Consider the following 18,322-nt stretch of genomic DNA (forward strand, 5'->3'; position numbering starts at 1 on the left):
GCGTGTTGGTGACTCCAAGTCCTGAAAACCCCATCGGGCAGTCTCTCCAACTGGACGGGAAAATGACGCAAAACCCAGTTCGATAGAACAAGCTCTGCTCCCGCGCCCCCCGATCATCGCTCAAGCCCCAACCCGATAACTGCCGACTTGACCAAGCGACTTTCCATTTGTTGGTGATGGGCCGTGATCGCGCGTTCGAAGCAGTGACCGTGCTCGGCAAAGCCTTGTGCCAGTTTGGCCTTAGGGATCCGATAGGCCTTACTGGCAAAACTCAGTGCTTGTCGGTAGCTGTCAAAGATCTCACCAAACACCTCAAAGCGGTGACGGTTGACCATCAACGCGGGGAACTTGGCACCATCCAGCTCAAATTCATAACCTGAAAAGTCCAGTCGTTGTTGGGTCTCTCGGCCCAGTTTCACCCCGGCTTGGATGCTGATCCGCAGATCGTCAGAGAGCTCTTCGACCTCATCGGGCTCCCACATCTGATACACCGTCAATGCCTTACTGTACTGCTTGGCGATCGCCTGTTTGGCCTTGTCGATCCGCTGATCGATGTTGGGCGCGCGCTCTCGGCGCAATGCCCGATAACACTCACTGCAGGCGGGGATCTCATAACCCTCGATCTCGCTGTCGAAGCGAGACAGGAGTTCGCTAAAAGCACCGGGATAGACCAGATCAAACTCGCTCGCATCACAGCCACAGTAAAAACAGGTATGAAACCGTGCTGGTGAAACAGCGTACAGTCGCAGACGTGACGACTCAGACATGGCAATAGGCCCCAGAAACAAAAACAACACGGGATCCTATGACAGCACGGCGCTGATGTCTCGCTCGGATCCCCCCTTTGGCGAACAATTGCTCACGCGCTCGACTCAGCGCCGCATCCACAATGGGATAATCACTTAATTTTACGGCTGTTTTGGTCGCTAACCGACAACATAGGCGATGTGCCTTATCCGCTCAGTACGCCGTCAAGGTAAGGGATCTATGCACCACAGTGACAAGTTTAAACAGTTTATTTCTGAAATAGAGTATGCGACCGAAGCGGCTCAGGATCAGCAGGAGCTGATCGAGGTGATCCACCGGATCGGCGATTACGATGGGGTGCTGCGTTTTGAGGATAGGACCATCCGTTGGGTCGTTGCGGCGCTCCTAGGGCTTTACCTACCACTCATCAGCTATGGGGTACTGCTCGGCGCCAACACGCTCTGGTGGTGCACCTTCATTGGGCTCGGCTTGACCGCCGCCAGTCTAAGCTACCTGGCACACAGCCGAAACGCCTGGATCAGTCGCTTGTCCGATCGGATCTTTTACAAAGATGCCCTGCTCAACGATACCTTATTGCCGATCGCAGTGGATGGACAGATCAAGGCCCACGCCTTGGCCGCCCGATTCGATGAATTCAAACAACGCGACCAAGGCCAGATCGCCGCTTGGTATAAAGGCCGGTTTGATGGCGAGCATTGTGGCTTCGACTACTCCCTATTCCAACTCCGTTATCTATCGGCACAGAAGCTGGACGCTGCAAGCGGCGAGGAGGATGACACGTTCGCCGCAAGCGAATGCTATCGCAGTGGCTTCATCCTGCAGTTTGATCAGCCCAATGGCCGGGCCATCTCCATCCACTCCCGAGACGAAGACCACTTCGGTGTGGTTGGCTACCAAACCGATGACCCCCTGTTCAATGCCCGCTATCAGATCGTCGCCGACGAGGACGAGGACGCCAAAACATTGCTGTGCAGCAAGGTCATTGAGCTGTTTAATGATCTCTACGAGCAGCTCGAAAATCCCCATATTGAGCTCAATACCAAGGGGGAGCTGTGTCTCTCCTTCGATGACAATGGCTTGATCCCCAGCCAACGTCGATTCGGTGTGGATACGCCCCAGGCCTTTGCCGAAGAGATCGCTAGCCACCTTGCCATGCCCAAACTCACCTATTCACTGGACCAACTGCAAGCGTTGATCGAGCTGATAAATGAGCGTAACCGCGCACCAACAAACTCAGAAGCGGCTGAGCGTCCACAAGACGCAGCGCAGTGCCTCAAGGCAATGGCGGGGATCCAACACTAGGTCTCGCTCAATAGCCCGGTATACCTGGCTATTCATTGCCTATCGCTTTGCCTTGTTCAGCAATTGACTTACAGTGGAGATCTGCCACTGAACTAGGACACAAGCTATGCGTATTGGGATCCTCGATTGCGACTGCGTGGAGCCAGCGCTCGCCCAACGATATGGCCAATACAGCGATATGTTTACCCGTGCGCTGTCACCCTACCCGCTGTCATTCTCGGTCTATCGCGCGCAGAGCGATCCGCTGCCGCACCATGGCGGCTGCGCCGGCTGGTTGATCACCGGCAGTCGACACAGCGTAAATGAGCCTTCAGACTGGATACTGCAGCTCGCCCGCTGGATCGGATTGACGTATCAAAACGGCGGTCGGATCGCGGGGGTCTGCTTTGGTCATCAGTTGATCGCCCACGCGCTGGGTGGGCAGGTCGCTAGGGCTCGGCAGGGCTGGGGAGTGGGTCCGTATGAGAATGAATGTGTCGGCTCAGCGCCTTGGCTGACCCCATGCTCCAAGCTCACCTTGCTCTCCTCTCATCAAGATCAGGTGACAAGGCTTCCCATCGGTGCTCACCGGCTTTACCGCTCCAATTTCTGCCCCAACTACAGTTTCGCCATGGGGGATCAGATCTTTACCCTGCAAGGACACCCCGAGTTTAGCGTTGAATACAACCGCGCCCTCGCTATGCGTCGACGCCAGTTGCTTGGGGAAGATGTATTCCTGCGCGCGCAGCGGGCCTTCGTAAAACAAACCGATGCAGAGACAGCGCTGCAATGGCTGGCCCAATTTTTCCTCCACAAACACGTCCAAGTCGACTCTACGCAGCTATCCCCTGACGAAGCGTGCAAAAAATGAGGCTTTTTTAGCCGGTCGTCGCAGGACCAGCCGACACTCGGCGAAAAGCCGCGGCAAAAACCTGACTTTTGATAAAGATCCGCTAAGATAGGCGGTTTTTACCATCGGACGCCAAACCATGACCGAACAAGTACAGATCCCAGCCGAATTGCAACAACTGATCTCCTACATGGAGCTGGAAGAAACCCAAGCCACCGGTCTGATGAGCATCTACCAAGCTATCGAAGCGCCTCTGCGTGAGAACTGGGATGCACAACCTCAAAGCGCACGGAATGTTGTGGAAAGCTTTGAACAGTTCCAAGCCATTGTCGCTTACACCATGGCAGGCCCAACCGCAGAGATGTTGGCCATGGTCGAGAAAAACGCCGAAGGCGAAGAGCGTGACGAAGCTCAGGCGGACGCCATGTTGCAGCAACTGTTTGCTCAGGGGATCAAGATGATGATCAAGGATCTAAAAGCAGCACGCCGTGACGCGGTCCTGCGCAACGAGTTCCTGGCCCCATTCCGTAAGTAATGTCGCCACTCTGCTTCGGGTCCCCCCGGAGCAGAGGCCTGACCAATCCTGCCCGCAGCGTCCAACCGCTATTCTGCCCCCTCTCCTTTGTTGTTGGACTCTAGGTCCTCGACCAGCACACGCCAGAAGCCTCAGCACAACGCGCACCGTGCCCCCCCCAAGGCCTCTGCCGTGCAACCACCACGAACTTCGCAAGAACCAAGGTGGATCATGAGATCCACTAACTAACCGCCCAATGATTAACCACACGTGGCCTTTAAACTTGGCCTTGTTACAAATATTGTTACAGTGTGTAATTTACAGCGACAAGCGTAGATCCACCAGATGCTGCTGCCAGGCATGCAGATCCTCTTTGCATTGCGTCACCGTTGCTTGGGTTATTGCCGCACCGGGCAAAGGCAGCTTACCTGAAGCTGCATCCCTGCCCTGCTGTCGCAACCAACGTCGGCCATAACGGGCAACCCGCTCGGCGGTAAATTGGTCAGACAGCAATGTATGCTGCCGAATGGCAGCCATCAGTTGGCTCGGATAGCGGTGTGGCATGGGTTTTTCACTATGGGCCGGTGCAGGGAAAACCCAGGGCGATCCCCCGGAGTTTCGACGTTGTTGGCGCAATAACTTAACGGCCGCAGCCGTCAAGGGAAGCAGCACCGGCTGACCCTGTTGATCCTGACTCCAGGCCACGGCCTTATCGAGATCCACCCCCTGCCACACCAATCGACAGAGTGCCGAAAAGGGCGTGAGCAGACTCAACTGCAACAGCAGCAGCGGCTTAATATTCTCATCGAGCGGTAGCCCCATTAACGCCTTCTGATAGCGCACCAGATCCACAGGTTGGATCGGCACCGTCGGTAACGTCACTCGAGAGACCGAAAGCCCTTCGCAGGGATCGGCCCAGTTTGACGGCAAACAAGCATATTGCTGCAGATCGGCAGCAAGCTTCCCCCGGTGCAAAGCAAAGAAATGACGCAAAAGGGTCAGGGCATGAGCCTTAGCCCTTTGCCCGTGACCGCCGCGCTGTTGGGCTTGCTCCCCCACCAGAGTTAAGCAATGCTCGATATCATCAAGGGTTATCGATAGAGGGTCGCGCTCTTGCCAACAGATCTCCACCCATCGCTCGAGCAGATCCCGCTCCTGACGCCAAGCCTTGCGGTGACTTCGCGCATATTCGCCATAGCGTGCCACCAACTCCGCCATGGTGGGGCCAGTTAAGCTTGGTTGAGCCTCGTTACCGTCGATCTGTTGCTTAAACGTTTGCCAAAGCGTCTGTGCCTGCGCAACCGACACTTCAGGAAAATAACCCAAGGTTCTCTGCTTGGTTGAACGGGCACCGGCTGGTGTATAGCGGCAGATCCATCGCCGCCGATGCTTACCTACCTTGAGGATCAGACCAGGACAAGAACCGATCGCAACATCCTGACTGGCCTGACGGCAATAGAGATCGTCGATCCCCGCCCGGCCTTCGATCTCCTCCTTCGCGTGCTTAACGATCTCTGCCACACGCCCCCGGATCCCGGTCGCTAAACATTGCTCCAACAGCAGTAAAACCTGCTGCTTGGGCGGCACCTTGGTCATGGCCTTCTTTCCTTGCTCTGTGCACACGTCACGATCTTTTCAGATCTTGCCTAAGATGCATAGAGGTAAAGTTGGCCAATCAGACCGGTTTTTCAAGAGTTTCCCTTGCACCCGGCAGCACAATGGGCAAGGATCCGCACAGCAATTATAAGGAGCAAACCATGTCTAACGCCTCACCAGAGCAGCAAGCATTCGTCGATGCCGTTGTCGAAACTCGAAAGATCTGGGTCTTGAGCGCCGATAGCGAGTACGTTGTCTGCGACTCAGTCGAGTTTGAAAACACCGACGTCATGCCTCTATTCTCCTCTCAAGATGCCGCCCAAGCCCTGTGCGTAGAAGACTGGGCCGACTACAAGGCTGTCTCTGTTGTCCTGGATGAGTTCTTTGAACAGTGGATCCCAAGCCTGGACGAAGACAATGTGATGGTTGGCCTTGATTGGAATGACGCCCTTGAAGGCCCTGAGTGTGATCCCTTCACCCTCGCCAAGCTCTTGGCCGACAAAGAAGCCTGACCGCCCTCATCAACACTCGCCCGTATGGCCTTTCGCCATGCGGGCGTTTCTTTATCTGCAGGCACAGCTTCACCTGTCACCCCTTCATTGGCAGTCTGCCGATCCCAGATCAGTTCTTACCCACCGCTCTTAATGCCATGCCAGCCGAAATCCATTGCATCACCACACGTAGCGTCCGAGGATCACTTTTGCACTGGTGGTGACACATTGGCGGAGTGGGTTAGAAACGCGCAGCGAACCCAGACTAGGGCTCAGCATCCCCGTCCCTCATGCTCTGTGACTTGAGGCTCGAAAAAGCCCGCATCCGTCTTCTAATGGTGCAGACAAAGATGCGGGCTTCGTCAAAGTTGGCAGAGCGGGGATCGGACCGCTCGCAAGCTCGCTCGCCGTCGTGCCTCCGGCGTCAGTCGCTGCGCGCCTGGCAAGCCCAGACTAGGGCTTTGCATCCCCATCCCTCATGCTCTGTGATTGGAAGATCGAAAAAGCCCGCATCATTTTGCAATGATGCGGGCTTCGCCAAATATGGCGGAGGGATAGGGATTTGAACCCTAGAGGGGCTATAAACCCCTGCCGGTTTTCAAGACCGGTGCATTCGACCACTCTGCCATCCCTCCGACGGACTGGGATAATAGGGGGTTCCCTGCTGGCTGTAAAGCCCCAATGTCTCAATTGATTACAGTTAGAACAATCTTGGCATCGAACGAACAATTTACCACCACACTGTGGCTTGCCGTGCAAACTTGCGATTAAGAAACCGTATTCTCCACGCCGGAATAGAGCCATTGTTGCAAAGGGGTTGAGCAATCTTGCTTGCTAAACCAATCCGGTTGGGCAAGCTTCAGCTCATCGCTATAACACTCGCCAACGGGGATCTCCAAGTCTTGCAACAACAAACGCAAGCGACCATTTCGTTGCTTTTTGGTCGACATCACATGCTCCGGGTTCACCAAGTAGCTGCGATGGACACGACATAAAACCTCAGGTGCAAACAGGCTTTCCACTTGGTGCAGATTAACCCGAAACAAGAAGCAACGCCCTTCTGTATTGAAAAGCTCTACATATTGATTGGCCGCCTTAACGTAGACACAATCATCGATAAGTTCGCGAATGTCGGCTAGGGCCCGAAAATCGGTTTTGCTGATCCGCCCACGATTCGCCGCGATCACCATATCTGCCGAACACGCGATCCAGCGATACATATCTTGCAATTCGCTGTGTACCACCAACGACGGGCCGTAGATCCTGCCGGAGAGAATATTCGAGCAACTGATCTTCCCGATCTCATCCAAGCGCTGCCGTTGCGACAGTGGCTTTCCGCGCCAGAACCAAACCAGCTCATGCAATGGCCAGACCCGATGGAAGGCTCTGGTCAGCTGCAACAGTTGCTCAGACGTCTCGTGGTTTGCCAACACACTGCTAAGTTCAACCATCAAGGCATACGCACCTTTAAAGTCACTTAACTCGGCCGCACCGCTTTGCTTTTCCAACACAGATTGATTAGCCATATCCCTAGCCTTAATAAACAGATGTACCCTGTATAACGAAGTCTAGTTGCAAAGCGGCTCATCAAAAGTGAAAAAACTTTCAGGCTGTTGCCCAACCATCTGGTTTAAAAGGAGATAATCACCATAGTTGAGGAAACAAAACGCGAGACAGTGAAACGCAGCATGCCGTAACGAACGCAGCGGAAGGTGTTAGCGGGGAGGAACACCGCCCTACCCGCCTTACATTGATGCCGATCAGCGAATGATCACATCCGGCGGGATCCCATTAACCACATCACCGACCCACCTAGACTCGGCCGCCGCTGACTGCTTGACCACTTTCAAATGCAAGCCGTGTTGAGGCATTAGCGATATCCTCTCATCTTGATCCGCCAGCACCTTGAAGGCAATGCGAATGGGTAACGACTGGGCCGCGCTGGTATGGCTGATCACCTTGACGCCGGACACCTTGAGTTTATTGTTGCCAAGGGGGTCAGCGGCAAGTCTTACGCGACTACCGTCAACCGAGACGATTTGATACAACTCAAACTTTCCAACAAGCAAGTTACTATCAAAGTCCACCCACCATTCAATCGACTCAATGCCCGCAGTCACGACCTCTAACTGGTAAATCAGTTCAACGAACTGGTGATCAGCGTGCACCTCATCGAATAGATCCAGTACCAAGCTGGAATGATCGATCGCGTCTGGAAACGCAACAGGAGTACTTCCGGCTTGAACCGCAACGGGAACATAGATGCAGCCTTTAAAGTCACTGCTGGGGACTTCTAGGGTCGTGTGCTGCTCCACCGGGGAAATGTCTTCGACTTGGCTCATTACTGCGTCTCCTTCGCTAAATTTATCAATCGCATTACACGTATCGAGCCCAAGCTCTGGACTCGGTTAAAACAGCCTTTGTTGTTGATACAGCGTATCGCTGATCAATGCAGAAAACACCGGATAGGAGTGGATAAGTTCCGAGTTCAGCCCCTTCTGCTTAGAGCGGTTCAACCAGTCAACCGCCTGTTTCCGCTCACCTATGCGTTCTAAGTATTCCGCCACACTGAATGCGGTCATCGCATTAATGTCCGATTGCAGCAGAACTTGCTGGTAATAATACGCCGCCTCGGAATCACGGTGTAGCATCTGGTTATACACCGCGATCTGGGCCATCAGTTGCCCGCTTTGCGGATACACCTGGAGCAGTTCCGAAGCCAGATCTACCGCCCGCTCGATACTCTTAACATAACGCGAATCATCAAACAGAATGGACTGAACTAACCCTAGCGTTGCCCAAGCCGTGTAGTGCCCAGGATTCAGTTCGATTGCTGCTTGGTAATACTTTAATGCCGCCTCGTAGTCGCCCACATAGAAGCTGGCCGTCGCCAGGCTGGCTAAGGTTGCATAGCTCTGCTCAAACTTAAGCACCTCTCGATAGTAATAAAGGGCCTTATCCATCTCATGCAATTTGAAGTGAACCGAGCCGATATTGGAAAGCACGATCGGATTCTGCTCTCCAAAACTGAGTGCATCTTGAAAGTGATGTTTCGCCGCCACATAGTCGCCCGCACGGTAATAATACTTGGCGATCTCGTTCGAAGTACGCCAAACCCGTCGCGGGTTTTCCAACACGCGTCTTATCGACTGCTCTGCTAACTCCGACTGCCCCGCAGCCCGATAGGTATCCGCCAGTTCGATCAGAACCCCTTCATGAGACGGTAAAATGCTCAGTGCCAATTTATACGCCGCTATCGCACTGCCCAGCCGCCCCTGTAGGCGACTGATCGCGGCCGATTCTATGTAGGAATAGACATAATTTGGATTTTGCTGAAGTGCCCTATTGGCCCAAAGATCGGCCTGGATCATATACCTATCCTGATTAAAGGCGTTGGCACGAAGGCGGTTTATCTTGGCAAGCAGCACCATAAAGGTGGCACTGGGGTTACGTTCATTGACGGCAAGCAACGCCTGTTCTGCCTGATCAAGCAAGCCTTCGTTGGCCAAAACAGGGTCATCTTCGAACTCAAGGACATTGGCAGCCGCACTGAGATAACGACGATAGGCGTCAGGCGAAGATACCCGATCCCGATCGGACAGCAGGCCGTTCACGCTGGGTGTGATCTGTAACGCCTCGCCCATAAAGTGTGAAAGATCTTTAACGATCAGATCAAGGCGATCCTGAGGATAGCGATCCGACCAATGACGAACCACTTTCGCATTGGACTTATCGATCAGGCTTAACTCCGCGATAAAGGTGCCCTCTTCAAGGGCACTGAGTGACAACTGCAATAACAAATTGGCGCCGTAAGCGGTGTTTGCCTGCTCAGCCACCCCTAAATAGCTGACGTTGCTTTCTTTAGCCGCTATCAGCTCCAATGCGTTTTCCAATTCCTCCGCCAAAACGCGTTCTAACTCAATCCCCTGCGGGGCCAGCAGCAGAGATAATTTCTGATGCGACGGTAGCACATAGTCAGAGGTCGCCTGCTGGCTAAAGCCCCATCCAATGATCACAAGCGCCAGCCCCAACAGCGCAAACGTTCGCCAACGACGCTGAAGGCGAGTCTGCGGGCTAAAAACCGCTCCAGTGCCTTGGCTCAACGCCCTAACGGCCTTGCAACGTTTGTCCGGCTCAACGGTTAACAGCGCCATCAGTATCGTTTCAAACTGCGCGGGGATCCGCGAACGCGCGACCGCCGGGTTTTGCGCCCACACAAACGCATTAACCTCTTCGATCCACCCGAGCTTTTCACACGCTTCGAGTAGAACCACCCCTAACGACCAGTAATCGCTCTCGCCACTGACGCGTTCACAACGGATCTGCTCAGGACTCATATACCGGGTGGTCCCTATGGGGATCCCCGTCTGCTCACTGCCATCTTCAACTAAGGTGGCGGCCCCAAAGTCCAGGATCCGCAGATCCCCATCGGGAAGCAGCATCAGATTGCCCGGCTTAATGTCCCTATGGACCACCCCCTGGCTGTGGGCATACGCCAGTGCGGACATGCATTGCTGCATCCACTGCAGCAACTGCTCTGGTACCGGCGTATCATGGGAAAAAAGCTGATCCAAGGTCTGACCTTCGTAATAGGCCATCACCATCACATCCTGCCCGTGAGGCCCTTCGATCAAACCGTACACGGTGCCGATATGGGCATGTTCCAGTTTGCTGGCCAGTTTGGACTCTTTGGAGAAGCGGTCTCGAGCCGACTCCGACAGATACTGTCCTGGCGCCAAGAACTTCAGTGCAACATCCCGCTCCAACTTGGCGTCAAACGCCTTATACACGACGCCCATGCCGCCAGCACCCAACAGGGCGGTCACGTAAAAATCACCAACCTGACTGCCGATCAGTTCGAGTGGGTCATCATCCGAGGCGCCGCCCCCCCCAAACAATCCCTCAGACAGCTCACTAAAGAATGCCGCTCCGGTTTCTGTACTGGCCAGCAGTTCGCTCAGTTCCTGGGCTATCTCCGTCGGCAAGGTGCTGAGCCATTGTTGACGCGCTCCGGGCGCCATTGCCATGGCTTGTTCAAACAGCGCCTTAATATCGCCATTTTGATGTTGCGAAGACAATCAACACACTCCTTGTTAGCCCCAGCCGCACGTCAGGTTAATCACGGCTGATATGCTTATGCAGCCACGCCTGTGCAAACGTCCAATCCCGCTTAACCGTCGCGGCAGAAATGCTCAACGCCTCCGCGCACTCATCCACGGTCAATCCGCCAAAGATCCGAAACACCGCAACATCGTGCTCTCGCGGGAAGCGACTTTCAAACTGCCTTAACGCCGCGTCGATCTCGACCATTTGATCCAGCCTCGACTCAGGGAACATCGCCTCGATATCGAGCCCGTCCTGATCGCGCTTTCCTGCCTGTTTTTGCCTGAGGTAATCGATCAGAACATGCCGCATAGCACGACTGGCAGCCGCCAGAAAATGCTGTTCATCAGTGTACACCTGCTCCTTCCCGGCCATCTTTGCGTAAACCTCATGGATCAACGCGCGAGAATCCAAGGTCGCGCAATGGGGCATCCGACTTTTTACCCCGCGAGCCCGCTGCCGAAGCTGTTGATACAGCATCGCCACCATTTGAGGCGTACTCAACGCACCTTTGCTTTCCCCTTCCGAAACGTTCTCTCGTTCTACCATTTCTACCTGCTGTGCTGCGCTGACTGCATCCACATCATTACTAAGTTCAATAACCTATGCTGCCACACTTCACATGCCCACCGAAAGCACAACAACTCATTTACATGCAATTCTGCGTCAACATTCAGGTTTGAACACGCCCCAGATCAACCGCGCAGCAAACCAACAAACCAGCAAACAGCGTCTCGACCGTCGACCCAGCTAACAAAGTCAGGCAAAACTGTTGGACACCTCCACTCTATTCTCTAAAATTCAGCCTTTTTAGTTTGGCGTGCTTTACGCTGAACTGGATGTTTTTTGCTGCCACACGGCAGCCTCTCTCCTAGGGAACTCGCATGATCCACGTTTTTGGCCACCAAAGCCCCGACAGTGACAGTATCTGCAGCGCCGTGCTCGCTGCCCATTGGCTCAATGCCCGTGGAAAATCCGCCAGCGCCTTCCGTCCTGGTGACGCCAGCCGAGAAACTCAATTTATCTTTGAGCAAGCGGGTTTAGAGCTGCCGGCCGTTTTGCCGACGCCCCTGTCCGACCAACAGGTGTACCTGGTCGATTTCTGCGAAGCGGAGCAGGGCCCAGAAGGTCTGGAAAATGCACAGCTGATCGGCCTGGTCGATCACCACCGCATGGGCACACTGACCAGCCGTGGGCCACTGGAAGCCTGGATGATGCCACTGGGCTCTACCGCATCCGTGCTGTTCGAACTGTTCCAGATCCATCAGGTTGAGCTGTCCCAACAGCACGCCGTACTGATGTTGGGTGCCCTGCTGTCCGATACCGTTGGTCTGAAATCGCCAACCACCACCGCCCGTGACGTTGAGCTGGTTGAGCTGCTGACGCCGATCGCCAACATCGATGTGGATCAATTCACTGCCGAGCTGCTGGTCGCCAAGACGGATCTGGCCGGGATGAGCGTGGACGAGCTGTTGAACAAAGACGTGAAGAGCTTTGAGTTTGGCGGAAAGTCTCTGACCGTTGCTCAGCTTGAACTGGCTGACTTTGCCCAAACCGACGCATTCGAAGCGGAAATGACCGACAACCTGACTGCCCGCGTGGCCGCCAAAGGGATCGACGTTGCCGTCCTGATGTTGACCAATATCCGTACCGAGCAGACCCGTCTGCTGGTCGCAGGCCCGGCAGCACAGATGCTGCGCGACGCCAAAGGCGACGAGCTGGTATTCGAAAACACCTTGAGCCGGAAAAAGCAGATGCTGCCTTGGCTCAACCAGGTGTTCACGGCCTAAGCTCCCTATCGCAATCGAAAAGGCACCCATGCGGGTGCCTTTTTTGTTCTTCGCTTGCCGTTCTCGCCATCCATACCGATCGCGCCTCGCGATGAACCGCATTGGCTCAGCGGTATCGACCACCAATACGCGTGGTGGCTTTACCCGCCATGGCAACCAGTCCGCGCTCAGTATTGGCATGACATAAGGCGATCGCCAGCGCATCCGCCGCATCCGCTTGCGGCGTACCGGGCAGCTTCAACAGATTCTTCACCATATGCTGGATCTGCTCTTTCTTGGCCCCACCCGAGCCAACCACCGCCTGCTTGATCTGAGTTGGGCTGTATTCTGCCACCGGCAATTGCTGATTCATTGCCGCGACGATGGCAACGCCGCGAGCCTGACCCAGCTTTAACGCCGAGTCAGCATTGCGTCCCATAAACACCCGCTCGATGGCGAACTGGGTCGGTTGAAATTGGCCGATCAGCTCACCCACACCGTCATAGATGATCTTAAGTCGTTCCGGTAGATCGCCCTCAGGCAGCCGAATGCAGCCGCTGCCCAGATAGATAGAGCGGCCCCCGGTGATCTGAATAACACCGTAACCGGTGATCCGCGAGCCGGGATCGATCCCCAGGATGATGCTCACCCTTAGCCCAACTGCGCCATGACGTCGTCGGAGATCTCACCGTTGTGGTAGACCTCTTGCACGTCATCGTTGTCTTCCAGCACATCGATCAAGCGCAGGAATTTTTCAGCGGTTTTCAGATCCAGCTCGGCCTTGGTGGCTGGGATCATGGTGACCTCGGCGTTCGCCGCCTCAAAGCCAGCAGCGTCCAACGCGTCTTTGACGTCACCAAAGGCGTCTGGTGTGGTCAACACGTCGGCGGATCCATCATCGCCCATCTCCACGTCTTCCGCCCCCGCTTCCAGCGCCGCGTCCATCAAGGCTTCCTCATCAAAACCCGGCGCGTAGGAGATCATGCCGGTTTTGGTGAACAGATACGCCACGCTGCCATCGGTGCCCAGGTTGCCGCCGGACTTGGTGAACGCGCTGCGGACATTGGAAACGGTGCGATTGCGATTGTCGGTCATGGTTTCCACCATTACCGCAGTGCCGCCCGGGCCATAGCCTTCGTAGATGATGGTTTCCAGTGCCTGCCCATCGAGCTCACCGGCGCCGCGCTTGACCGCGCGCTCAACGGTATCGCGCGGCATGTTATTGGACAGCGCTTTATCGATCGCCGCGCGTAGGCGGGCGTTGGATGCAGGATCCGAGCCCCCTTCCCGCGCAGCGACGGTGAGTTCCCGGATCAACTTAGTGAAGATCTTACCGCGCTTGGCGTCCTGCGCCGCCTTGCGATGTTTGATGTTGGACCATTTACTGTGACCGGCCATGTGATTCTCCTTGTTCTATCTCTAACCTACCGTTTAAGCACCGATAAACAAAACCCGGCACAGGGCCGGGTCTTGGGATCGAGTTAAACAGTGGCGTTACGCTTGTTGTTCTTTTTCGATCTTGGCGATACCCAGCTCGAGCAACTGCTCCGGGTTAGCATGGCCCGGCGCATTGGTCAGCGGACAGGCTGCAGTGGTGGTCTTCGGGAAGGCCATCACTTCACGGATGGACTCAGCGCCCACCATCAGCATCACCAGACGATCCAAGCCAAAAGCCAGACCGGCGTGTGGTGGCGTACCGAACTTCAATGCGTCCAGCAAGAAGCCGAACTTCTCCTGCGCTTCTTCATCGGAAATGCCCAGCACGCGGAACGCCGCTGCCTGCATGTCGGCTTTGTGGATACGCACAGACCCGCCGCCCACTTCGCAACCGTTCAATACCATGTCGTAGGCATCGGACAAGGCACCATCAGGGTTGGCTTCCAACTCTTCCGGGGTCATGTCACGTGGTGCGGTGAATGGGTGGTGCAGCGCGTAGTAACGGCCGTCCGCTTTTTCAAACATCGGGAAGTCAACCACCCACAGTGGGGCCCAACCGTCGGCAACCAGATCAAAGTCCTCACCGGCCTTCAGACGCAGCGCGCCCATGGCATCGGTAACAACCTTGTCGCTGTCCGCGCCAAACAGGATGATGTCACCCGCTTCGGCGCCGTTGCGCTCAACGACGGCGTTGACGATGTCATCGGACAGGAACTTAGCGATAGGAGATTGAACGCCTTCAATACCGTTACCGGCTTCGTTGACTTTCATCCAAGCCAGCCCCTTGGCACCGTAGATCCCGACGTACTTGGTGTACTCGTCGATCTGCTTACGGGACAGGGAAGCACCGGTTGGAATGCGCAGAGTGGCAACACGGCCTTCTGGATCATTGGCAGGACCGGCGAAGACCTTGAACTCAACGTCTTTGAGCAAGTCCGCTACGTCCACCAGCTCCAGCGGGTTACGCAGATCCGGCTTATCGGAGCCAAAACGACGCATCGCTTCTGCGTAGCTCATGTGCGGGAACTGTGGCAGATCCACGTCCATCATCTTCTTGAAGGTGGTGCGGATCAACGCTTCGGTGGTCGCCATCACTTCTTCGGCGCTCAAGAACGAGGTCTCGATGTCGATCTGCGTGAATTCAGGCTGACGATCGGCGCGCAAGTCTTCGTCACGGAAGCACTTTACGATCTGGTAGTAGCGATCCATACCGGACATCATCAGCATCTGCTTGAACAGCTGCGGCGACTGTGGCAGTGCAAAGAACTGACCTTTATGGGTACGGCTAGGCACCAGGTAATCGCGCGCACCTTCTGGCGTGGCGGCGGTCAGGATCGGGGTTTCCACGTCCATAAAGCCTTCGCCATCGAGGAAGCGACGCACCTCAGAGGTGAACTGGGCACGAAACTTCATCTTCTGTGCCATCTCAGGACGACGCAGATCCAGGTAACGGTACTTCAGACGCTGCTCTTCGCTAACGTCGGTGTTGAAATCGATAGGCAGCACGTCGGCCTTGTTGATGATGGTCAACTCTTTGCCGAGGATCTCGATCGCACCCGTGGTCATGTTTTTGTTGATCTGGCTGTCCGGGCGCAGGCGCACCAAACCTTTGACCTGTACACAGTACTCGGCACGCAGGCTGGATGCGGTGGCAAACGCCTCTTCCAGATCCGGATCGTATACTACCTGCACGATCCCTTCACGATCGCGCAGATCGAGGAAAACAACCCCACCCAGATCGCGGCGGCGGTTCACCCAACCGACCAGGGTAACTTCTTGCCCGTTCAGGGCTTCTGTGACTTGTCCACAATAATGGCTGCGCATCGACAGCTCCTGTATCTAAATGCGAGGGGCGAAGAGACAACGCCCCTTCGCTGAAATCTGACAAAGGCGGCATTATAAAGAAAAGTCCGGGCAATCAGAAGCACCGAACCGACAGCGGGCGTGAGATCGGTGGCATATCACGCAACTCGATAGCCACTTTGGCCATGCTTGCCCGCTTTGAGCATCGAATCGTGCGCGGCGCGCAACAATTCAACGCCATCTAGGCCGTGCTGGGGAAACAAAGCGATGCCGATGGTCAGGTCCAGTTTGCTGCCCGTCTCCTGTTGCAGGTGCGCTTGGGTCACCTCAATGAGGGTCTGTGCCACTTGCTTGGCCCCGTCGCTGCCCAGCACGGGATCAAGCAGTACCACAAACTGATCCGGCTCTAATCGCGCCAAGGTATCGGCTCGGCGCAATCCCCCTTGCCATTTCTGCGCCAAAGACCGGATCAACGCGTCGCTGCCGTCATTACCCAGCTTCTGACTCAGGCCATAAAAATGCTCAAGCCGGAGCAACAGCAAGCCAAGATCGGTTTGATTGCGCCCGTGCCGCGACAAGGCATGGCGAAAGCGGTCGTCGAACAGTTGCCGGCCAGGCAAGCCGGTAACGGGATCAAAATGATCCGGACTGTTTAACTGCACCTCGATGATCTTGCGGTGCCAACGCTCACGCCGCCATAACAACCAAAACACCACGCCAGCGATCCCCAGCACGGCCCCCGCCGCGATCATCAGTCCATCATTGAGTGCATTGTCTTGCGCCGCCGACACGGAGATCGGCAACAAGCTCAGCGCCAGCGAAAGTGCAAAATTACGGTTCTGATCCATCTCTTCCCCTTAACGATCCAGATGAAAACCTGCTAATTCATCGAATTCGGTACAAAATTAACCAGTAGAACGTCAGTTAGCTCAGCCAGCCTTGCTGCCGACGACGGCCGGGCGTTAAAATCCCCGCCTCATTTATCAGGACCCCGCTATGACCGCTAAGCAAGACCGGATCTTCTCTAAACCCCTGTCAAAGGTCGGCGATTTCCGTTTCGACGATAAAGTTGCCTCGGTCTTCCCCGATATGATCTCCCGTTCGATACCCGGTTACGGCGAGATCCTGACCACCCTGTCGCAACTGGCCGGGCGCTGTGTTCAGGCCAACAGTCAAGTGTACGATCTCGGTTGCTCACTGGGTGCGGCCACCATCGCCATACGCCGAGGCATTCAACAGCCCGATGTAAAGATCATAGCCATTGATAATTCAGAGGCCATGGTAAAACGCGCACAAGACCACCTTCAGGCCTTTGTCAGTGACATTCCGGTCGAATTAATCTGTGCCGACATTCGCGACGTCACCATAGAGAACGCCTCTCTGGTGGTGCTGAACTTTACCCTGCAGTTCCTGGCACCGGACGATCGTGATGCCTTGATCACAAAAATCTATCAGGGCCTCAAGCCCGGTGGTATTTTGGTCGTATCGGAAAAGCTGGTGTTCGAACAGCCGAAGATCCATGAGCTCCTGTATGACATCCACCTGGACTTCAAGCGGGCCAACGGCTACTCCGAGTTAGAGATCAGCCAAAAACGCACCGCACTGGAAAATGTGATGAAACCGGACAGCCGAGAACAACATCAAGCCCGTTTTGCCCATGCCGGATTCGCAGAATCTGAGCTTTGGTTCCAGTGTTATAACTTTGCCTCCATGGTCGCGATCAAATAATGGACTTTAGCAGCTTCTTTAAACGCATTGCCGGTAGCCGCCTGAATCACTGGCTGGAAACCGCACCGAGCCAACTCGCCGAGTGGCGCAAATACCATCGCAACGGCCAGTTCTCGAAGTGGGAAAAGGTCCTTGCTAAACTGCCCGGTACCCCACCCGCCTGGTTCGATATCCAAAGCCAGGTGGCGTTTGGCCAAAGCGACGAGCTCAACGACGGCGAACGGAAAAAACTGCATAACCTGCTTAAATGCCTGTGCCCTTGGCGCAAGGGTCCGTTCCACCTGTACGGCATTCACATCGATACCGAATGGCGCAGTGACTGGAAATGGGATCGTCTCAAGCAACACATCTCGCCACTTAAACACCGCACGGTACTGGATGTCGGCTGCGGCAGCGGCTACCACATGTGGCGCATGCTGGGCGATGGCGCCGATCTCGTGATCGGGGTCGATCCGTCTGATCTGTTCCTGGCCCAATTTGAAGCGGTCCGCAAGCTCAGCGGCGGCAACGACGACATTCACCTGCTGCCACTGGGCATTCAGCAACTGCCGCCTTTGCACGCCTTTGACACCGTCTTTTCCATGGGCGTGCTCTACCATCGCCGCTCACCGATCGACCACCTGTTTCAATTGCAAGATCAGTTGAAGCCTGGCGGGGAACTCGTACTGGAAACCCTTGTCATTGAAGGTGATGAAAATCAGGTGCTTGTTCCGCAAGATCGATACGGTAAAATGAATAACGTTTGGTATCTACCCTCGGCCAAAGCGCTGATGCTTTGGCTAGAGAAGTGCGGATTCGAACAGGTTCGTCAGGTCGATGAGGATGACACCAAACTGGACGAACAACGCGCCACCGACTGGATGACCAATGAATCCCTGGTGGACTACCTCGATCCGAATGATCACAGCAAGACCATTGAAGGCTACCCCGCGCCCAAGCGCGCTATCATCATTGCTAACAAAGCCGGTTAATACATTGAAGG

Annotated in this window: 17 protein-coding genes and 1 tRNA gene; 7 read left to right on the forward strand and 11 right to left on the reverse strand. The window is 55.2% G+C overall.

The features are described from left to right. Positions 1 to 113: 113 nt before the first annotated feature. Positions 114 to 767, reverse strand: a complete 654-nt coding sequence (locus ABEA08_RS07260) for a hypothetical protein (protein WP_345334623.1) — start codon at positions 765 to 767, stop codon at positions 114 to 116. 220 nt (positions 768 to 987) lie between these two features. On the opposite strand from ABEA08_RS07260, the gene ABEA08_RS07265 reads away from it, so the two are divergent. The 3 genes from ABEA08_RS07265 (at position 988) to ABEA08_RS07275 (ending at position 3,434) form a co-directional block, all read left to right on the forward strand. Then, positions 988 to 2,070, forward strand: a complete 1,083-nt coding sequence (locus ABEA08_RS07265) for a hypothetical protein (RefSeq protein WP_345334624.1) — start codon at positions 988 to 990, stop codon at positions 2,068 to 2,070. 106 nt (positions 2,071 to 2,176) lie between these two features. Continuing rightward, positions 2,177 to 2,920, forward strand: a complete 744-nt coding sequence (locus ABEA08_RS07270) for a glutamine amidotransferase-related protein (RefSeq protein ID WP_345334625.1) — start codon at positions 2,177 to 2,179, stop codon at positions 2,918 to 2,920. 118 nt (positions 2,921 to 3,038) lie between these two features. Continuing rightward, complete coding sequence (locus ABEA08_RS07275; protein WP_345334626.1) at positions 3,039 to 3,434, forward strand: DUF3069 domain-containing protein; 396 nt, start codon at positions 3,039 to 3,041, stop codon at positions 3,432 to 3,434. A 297-nt stretch (positions 3,435 to 3,731) separates the two neighbouring features. On the opposite strand, the gene ABEA08_RS07280 is transcribed toward ABEA08_RS07275, so the two are convergent. After that, the gene (locus tag ABEA08_RS07280; RefSeq protein WP_345334627.1) at positions 3,732 to 5,009 is read right to left on the reverse strand and encodes an integrase arm-type DNA-binding domain-containing protein; all 1,278 of its coding nucleotides are present in this window, start codon (positions 5,007 to 5,009) and stop codon (positions 3,732 to 3,734) included. Positions 5,010 to 5,170: 161 nt separating this feature from the next. On the opposite strand from ABEA08_RS07280, the gene ABEA08_RS07285 reads away from it, so the two are divergent. Then, on the forward strand, positions 5,171 to 5,521 hold the full coding sequence (locus ABEA08_RS07285) for a DUF2750 domain-containing protein (protein ID WP_345334628.1): 351 nt from the start codon (positions 5,171 to 5,173) through the stop codon (positions 5,519 to 5,521). A 523-nt stretch (positions 5,522 to 6,044) separates the two neighbouring features. On the opposite strand, the gene ABEA08_RS07290 is transcribed toward ABEA08_RS07285, so the two are convergent. The 5 genes from ABEA08_RS07290 to ABEA08_RS07310 all read right to left on the reverse strand — a co-directional run bounded on the left by ABEA08_RS07290 (position 6,045) and on the right by ABEA08_RS07310 (position 11,152). Continuing rightward, positions 6,045 to 6,135 (reverse strand) — tRNA-Ser (locus ABEA08_RS07290). 132 nt (positions 6,136 to 6,267) lie between these two features. Then, positions 6,268 to 7,026 carry a LytTR family DNA-binding domain-containing protein gene (locus tag ABEA08_RS07295; RefSeq protein WP_345334629.1) on the reverse strand — a complete coding sequence of 253 codons (759 nt, stop codon included), beginning with the start codon at positions 7,024 to 7,026 and terminating at the stop codon, positions 6,268 to 6,270. Positions 7,027 to 7,260: 234 nt separating this feature from the next. Continuing rightward, positions 7,261 to 7,842: a hypothetical protein gene (locus tag ABEA08_RS07300; protein ID WP_345334630.1), complete on the reverse strand. Its 582-nt coding sequence runs from the start codon at positions 7,840 to 7,842 to the stop codon at positions 7,261 to 7,263. 66 nt (positions 7,843 to 7,908) lie between these two features. After that, positions 7,909 to 10,578: a protein kinase domain-containing protein gene (locus ABEA08_RS07305; RefSeq protein WP_345334631.1), complete on the reverse strand. Its 2,670-nt coding sequence runs from the start codon at positions 10,576 to 10,578 to the stop codon at positions 7,909 to 7,911. Between the two features lie 37 nt (positions 10,579 to 10,615). After that, positions 10,616 to 11,152, reverse strand: coding sequence for an ECF-type sigma factor (locus ABEA08_RS07310; protein WP_345334632.1), 537 nt, complete (start codon positions 11,150 to 11,152; stop codon positions 10,616 to 10,618). 335 nt (positions 11,153 to 11,487) lie between these two features. Here ABEA08_RS07310 and ABEA08_RS07315 point away from each other — a divergent pair, with 335 nt between their 5' ends. Continuing rightward, complete coding sequence (locus ABEA08_RS07315) at positions 11,488 to 12,393, forward strand: manganese-dependent inorganic pyrophosphatase (RefSeq protein ID WP_345334633.1); 906 nt, start codon at positions 11,488 to 11,490, stop codon at positions 12,391 to 12,393. Positions 12,394 to 12,499: 106 nt separating this feature from the next. Here the strand turns inward: ABEA08_RS07315 and ruvC are convergent, their stop codons facing one another. From ruvC to ABEA08_RS07335, 4 genes are all read right to left on the reverse strand, one after another. Then, positions 12,500 to 13,021, reverse strand: a complete 522-nt coding sequence (gene ruvC / locus ABEA08_RS07320) for a crossover junction endodeoxyribonuclease RuvC (RefSeq protein WP_345334634.1) — start codon at positions 13,019 to 13,021, stop codon at positions 12,500 to 12,502. A 2-nt stretch (positions 13,022 to 13,023) separates the two neighbouring features. Continuing rightward, complete coding sequence (locus tag ABEA08_RS07325; RefSeq protein WP_345334635.1) at positions 13,024 to 13,770, reverse strand: YebC/PmpR family DNA-binding transcriptional regulator; 747 nt, start codon at positions 13,768 to 13,770, stop codon at positions 13,024 to 13,026. 96 nt (positions 13,771 to 13,866) lie between these two features. Continuing rightward, positions 13,867 to 15,633, reverse strand: a complete 1,767-nt coding sequence (aspS, locus tag ABEA08_RS07330; RefSeq protein ID WP_345334636.1) for an aspartate--tRNA ligase — start codon at positions 15,631 to 15,633, stop codon at positions 13,867 to 13,869. Positions 15,634 to 15,770: 137 nt separating this feature from the next. Next, on the reverse strand, positions 15,771 to 16,460 hold the full coding sequence (locus ABEA08_RS07335) for a diguanylate cyclase domain-containing protein (protein ID WP_345334637.1): 690 nt from the start codon (positions 16,458 to 16,460) through the stop codon (positions 15,771 to 15,773). 148 nt (positions 16,461 to 16,608) lie between these two features. Between ABEA08_RS07335 and cmoA the strand changes: the two genes are divergently transcribed. Continuing rightward, a complete protein-coding gene (cmoA, locus tag ABEA08_RS07340) occupies positions 16,609 to 17,340 on the forward strand; it encodes a carboxy-S-adenosyl-L-methionine synthase CmoA (RefSeq protein ID WP_345334638.1) in 732 nt (243 codons plus the stop codon). Next, positions 17,337 to 18,311 carry a tRNA 5-methoxyuridine(34)/uridine 5-oxyacetic acid(34) synthase CmoB gene (cmoB, locus tag ABEA08_RS07345; protein ID WP_345334648.1) on the forward strand — a complete coding sequence of 325 codons (975 nt, stop codon included), beginning with the start codon at positions 17,337 to 17,339 and terminating at the stop codon, positions 18,309 to 18,311. Before cmoA ends, cmoB begins: the two co-directional genes overlap by 4 nt. Positions 18,312 to 18,322: the final 11 nt, after the last annotated feature.

It is taken from the genome of Ferrimonas pelagia, from assembly GCF_039543565.1.
Lineage (GTDB): Bacteria > Pseudomonadota > Gammaproteobacteria > Enterobacterales > Shewanellaceae > Ferrimonas > Ferrimonas pelagia.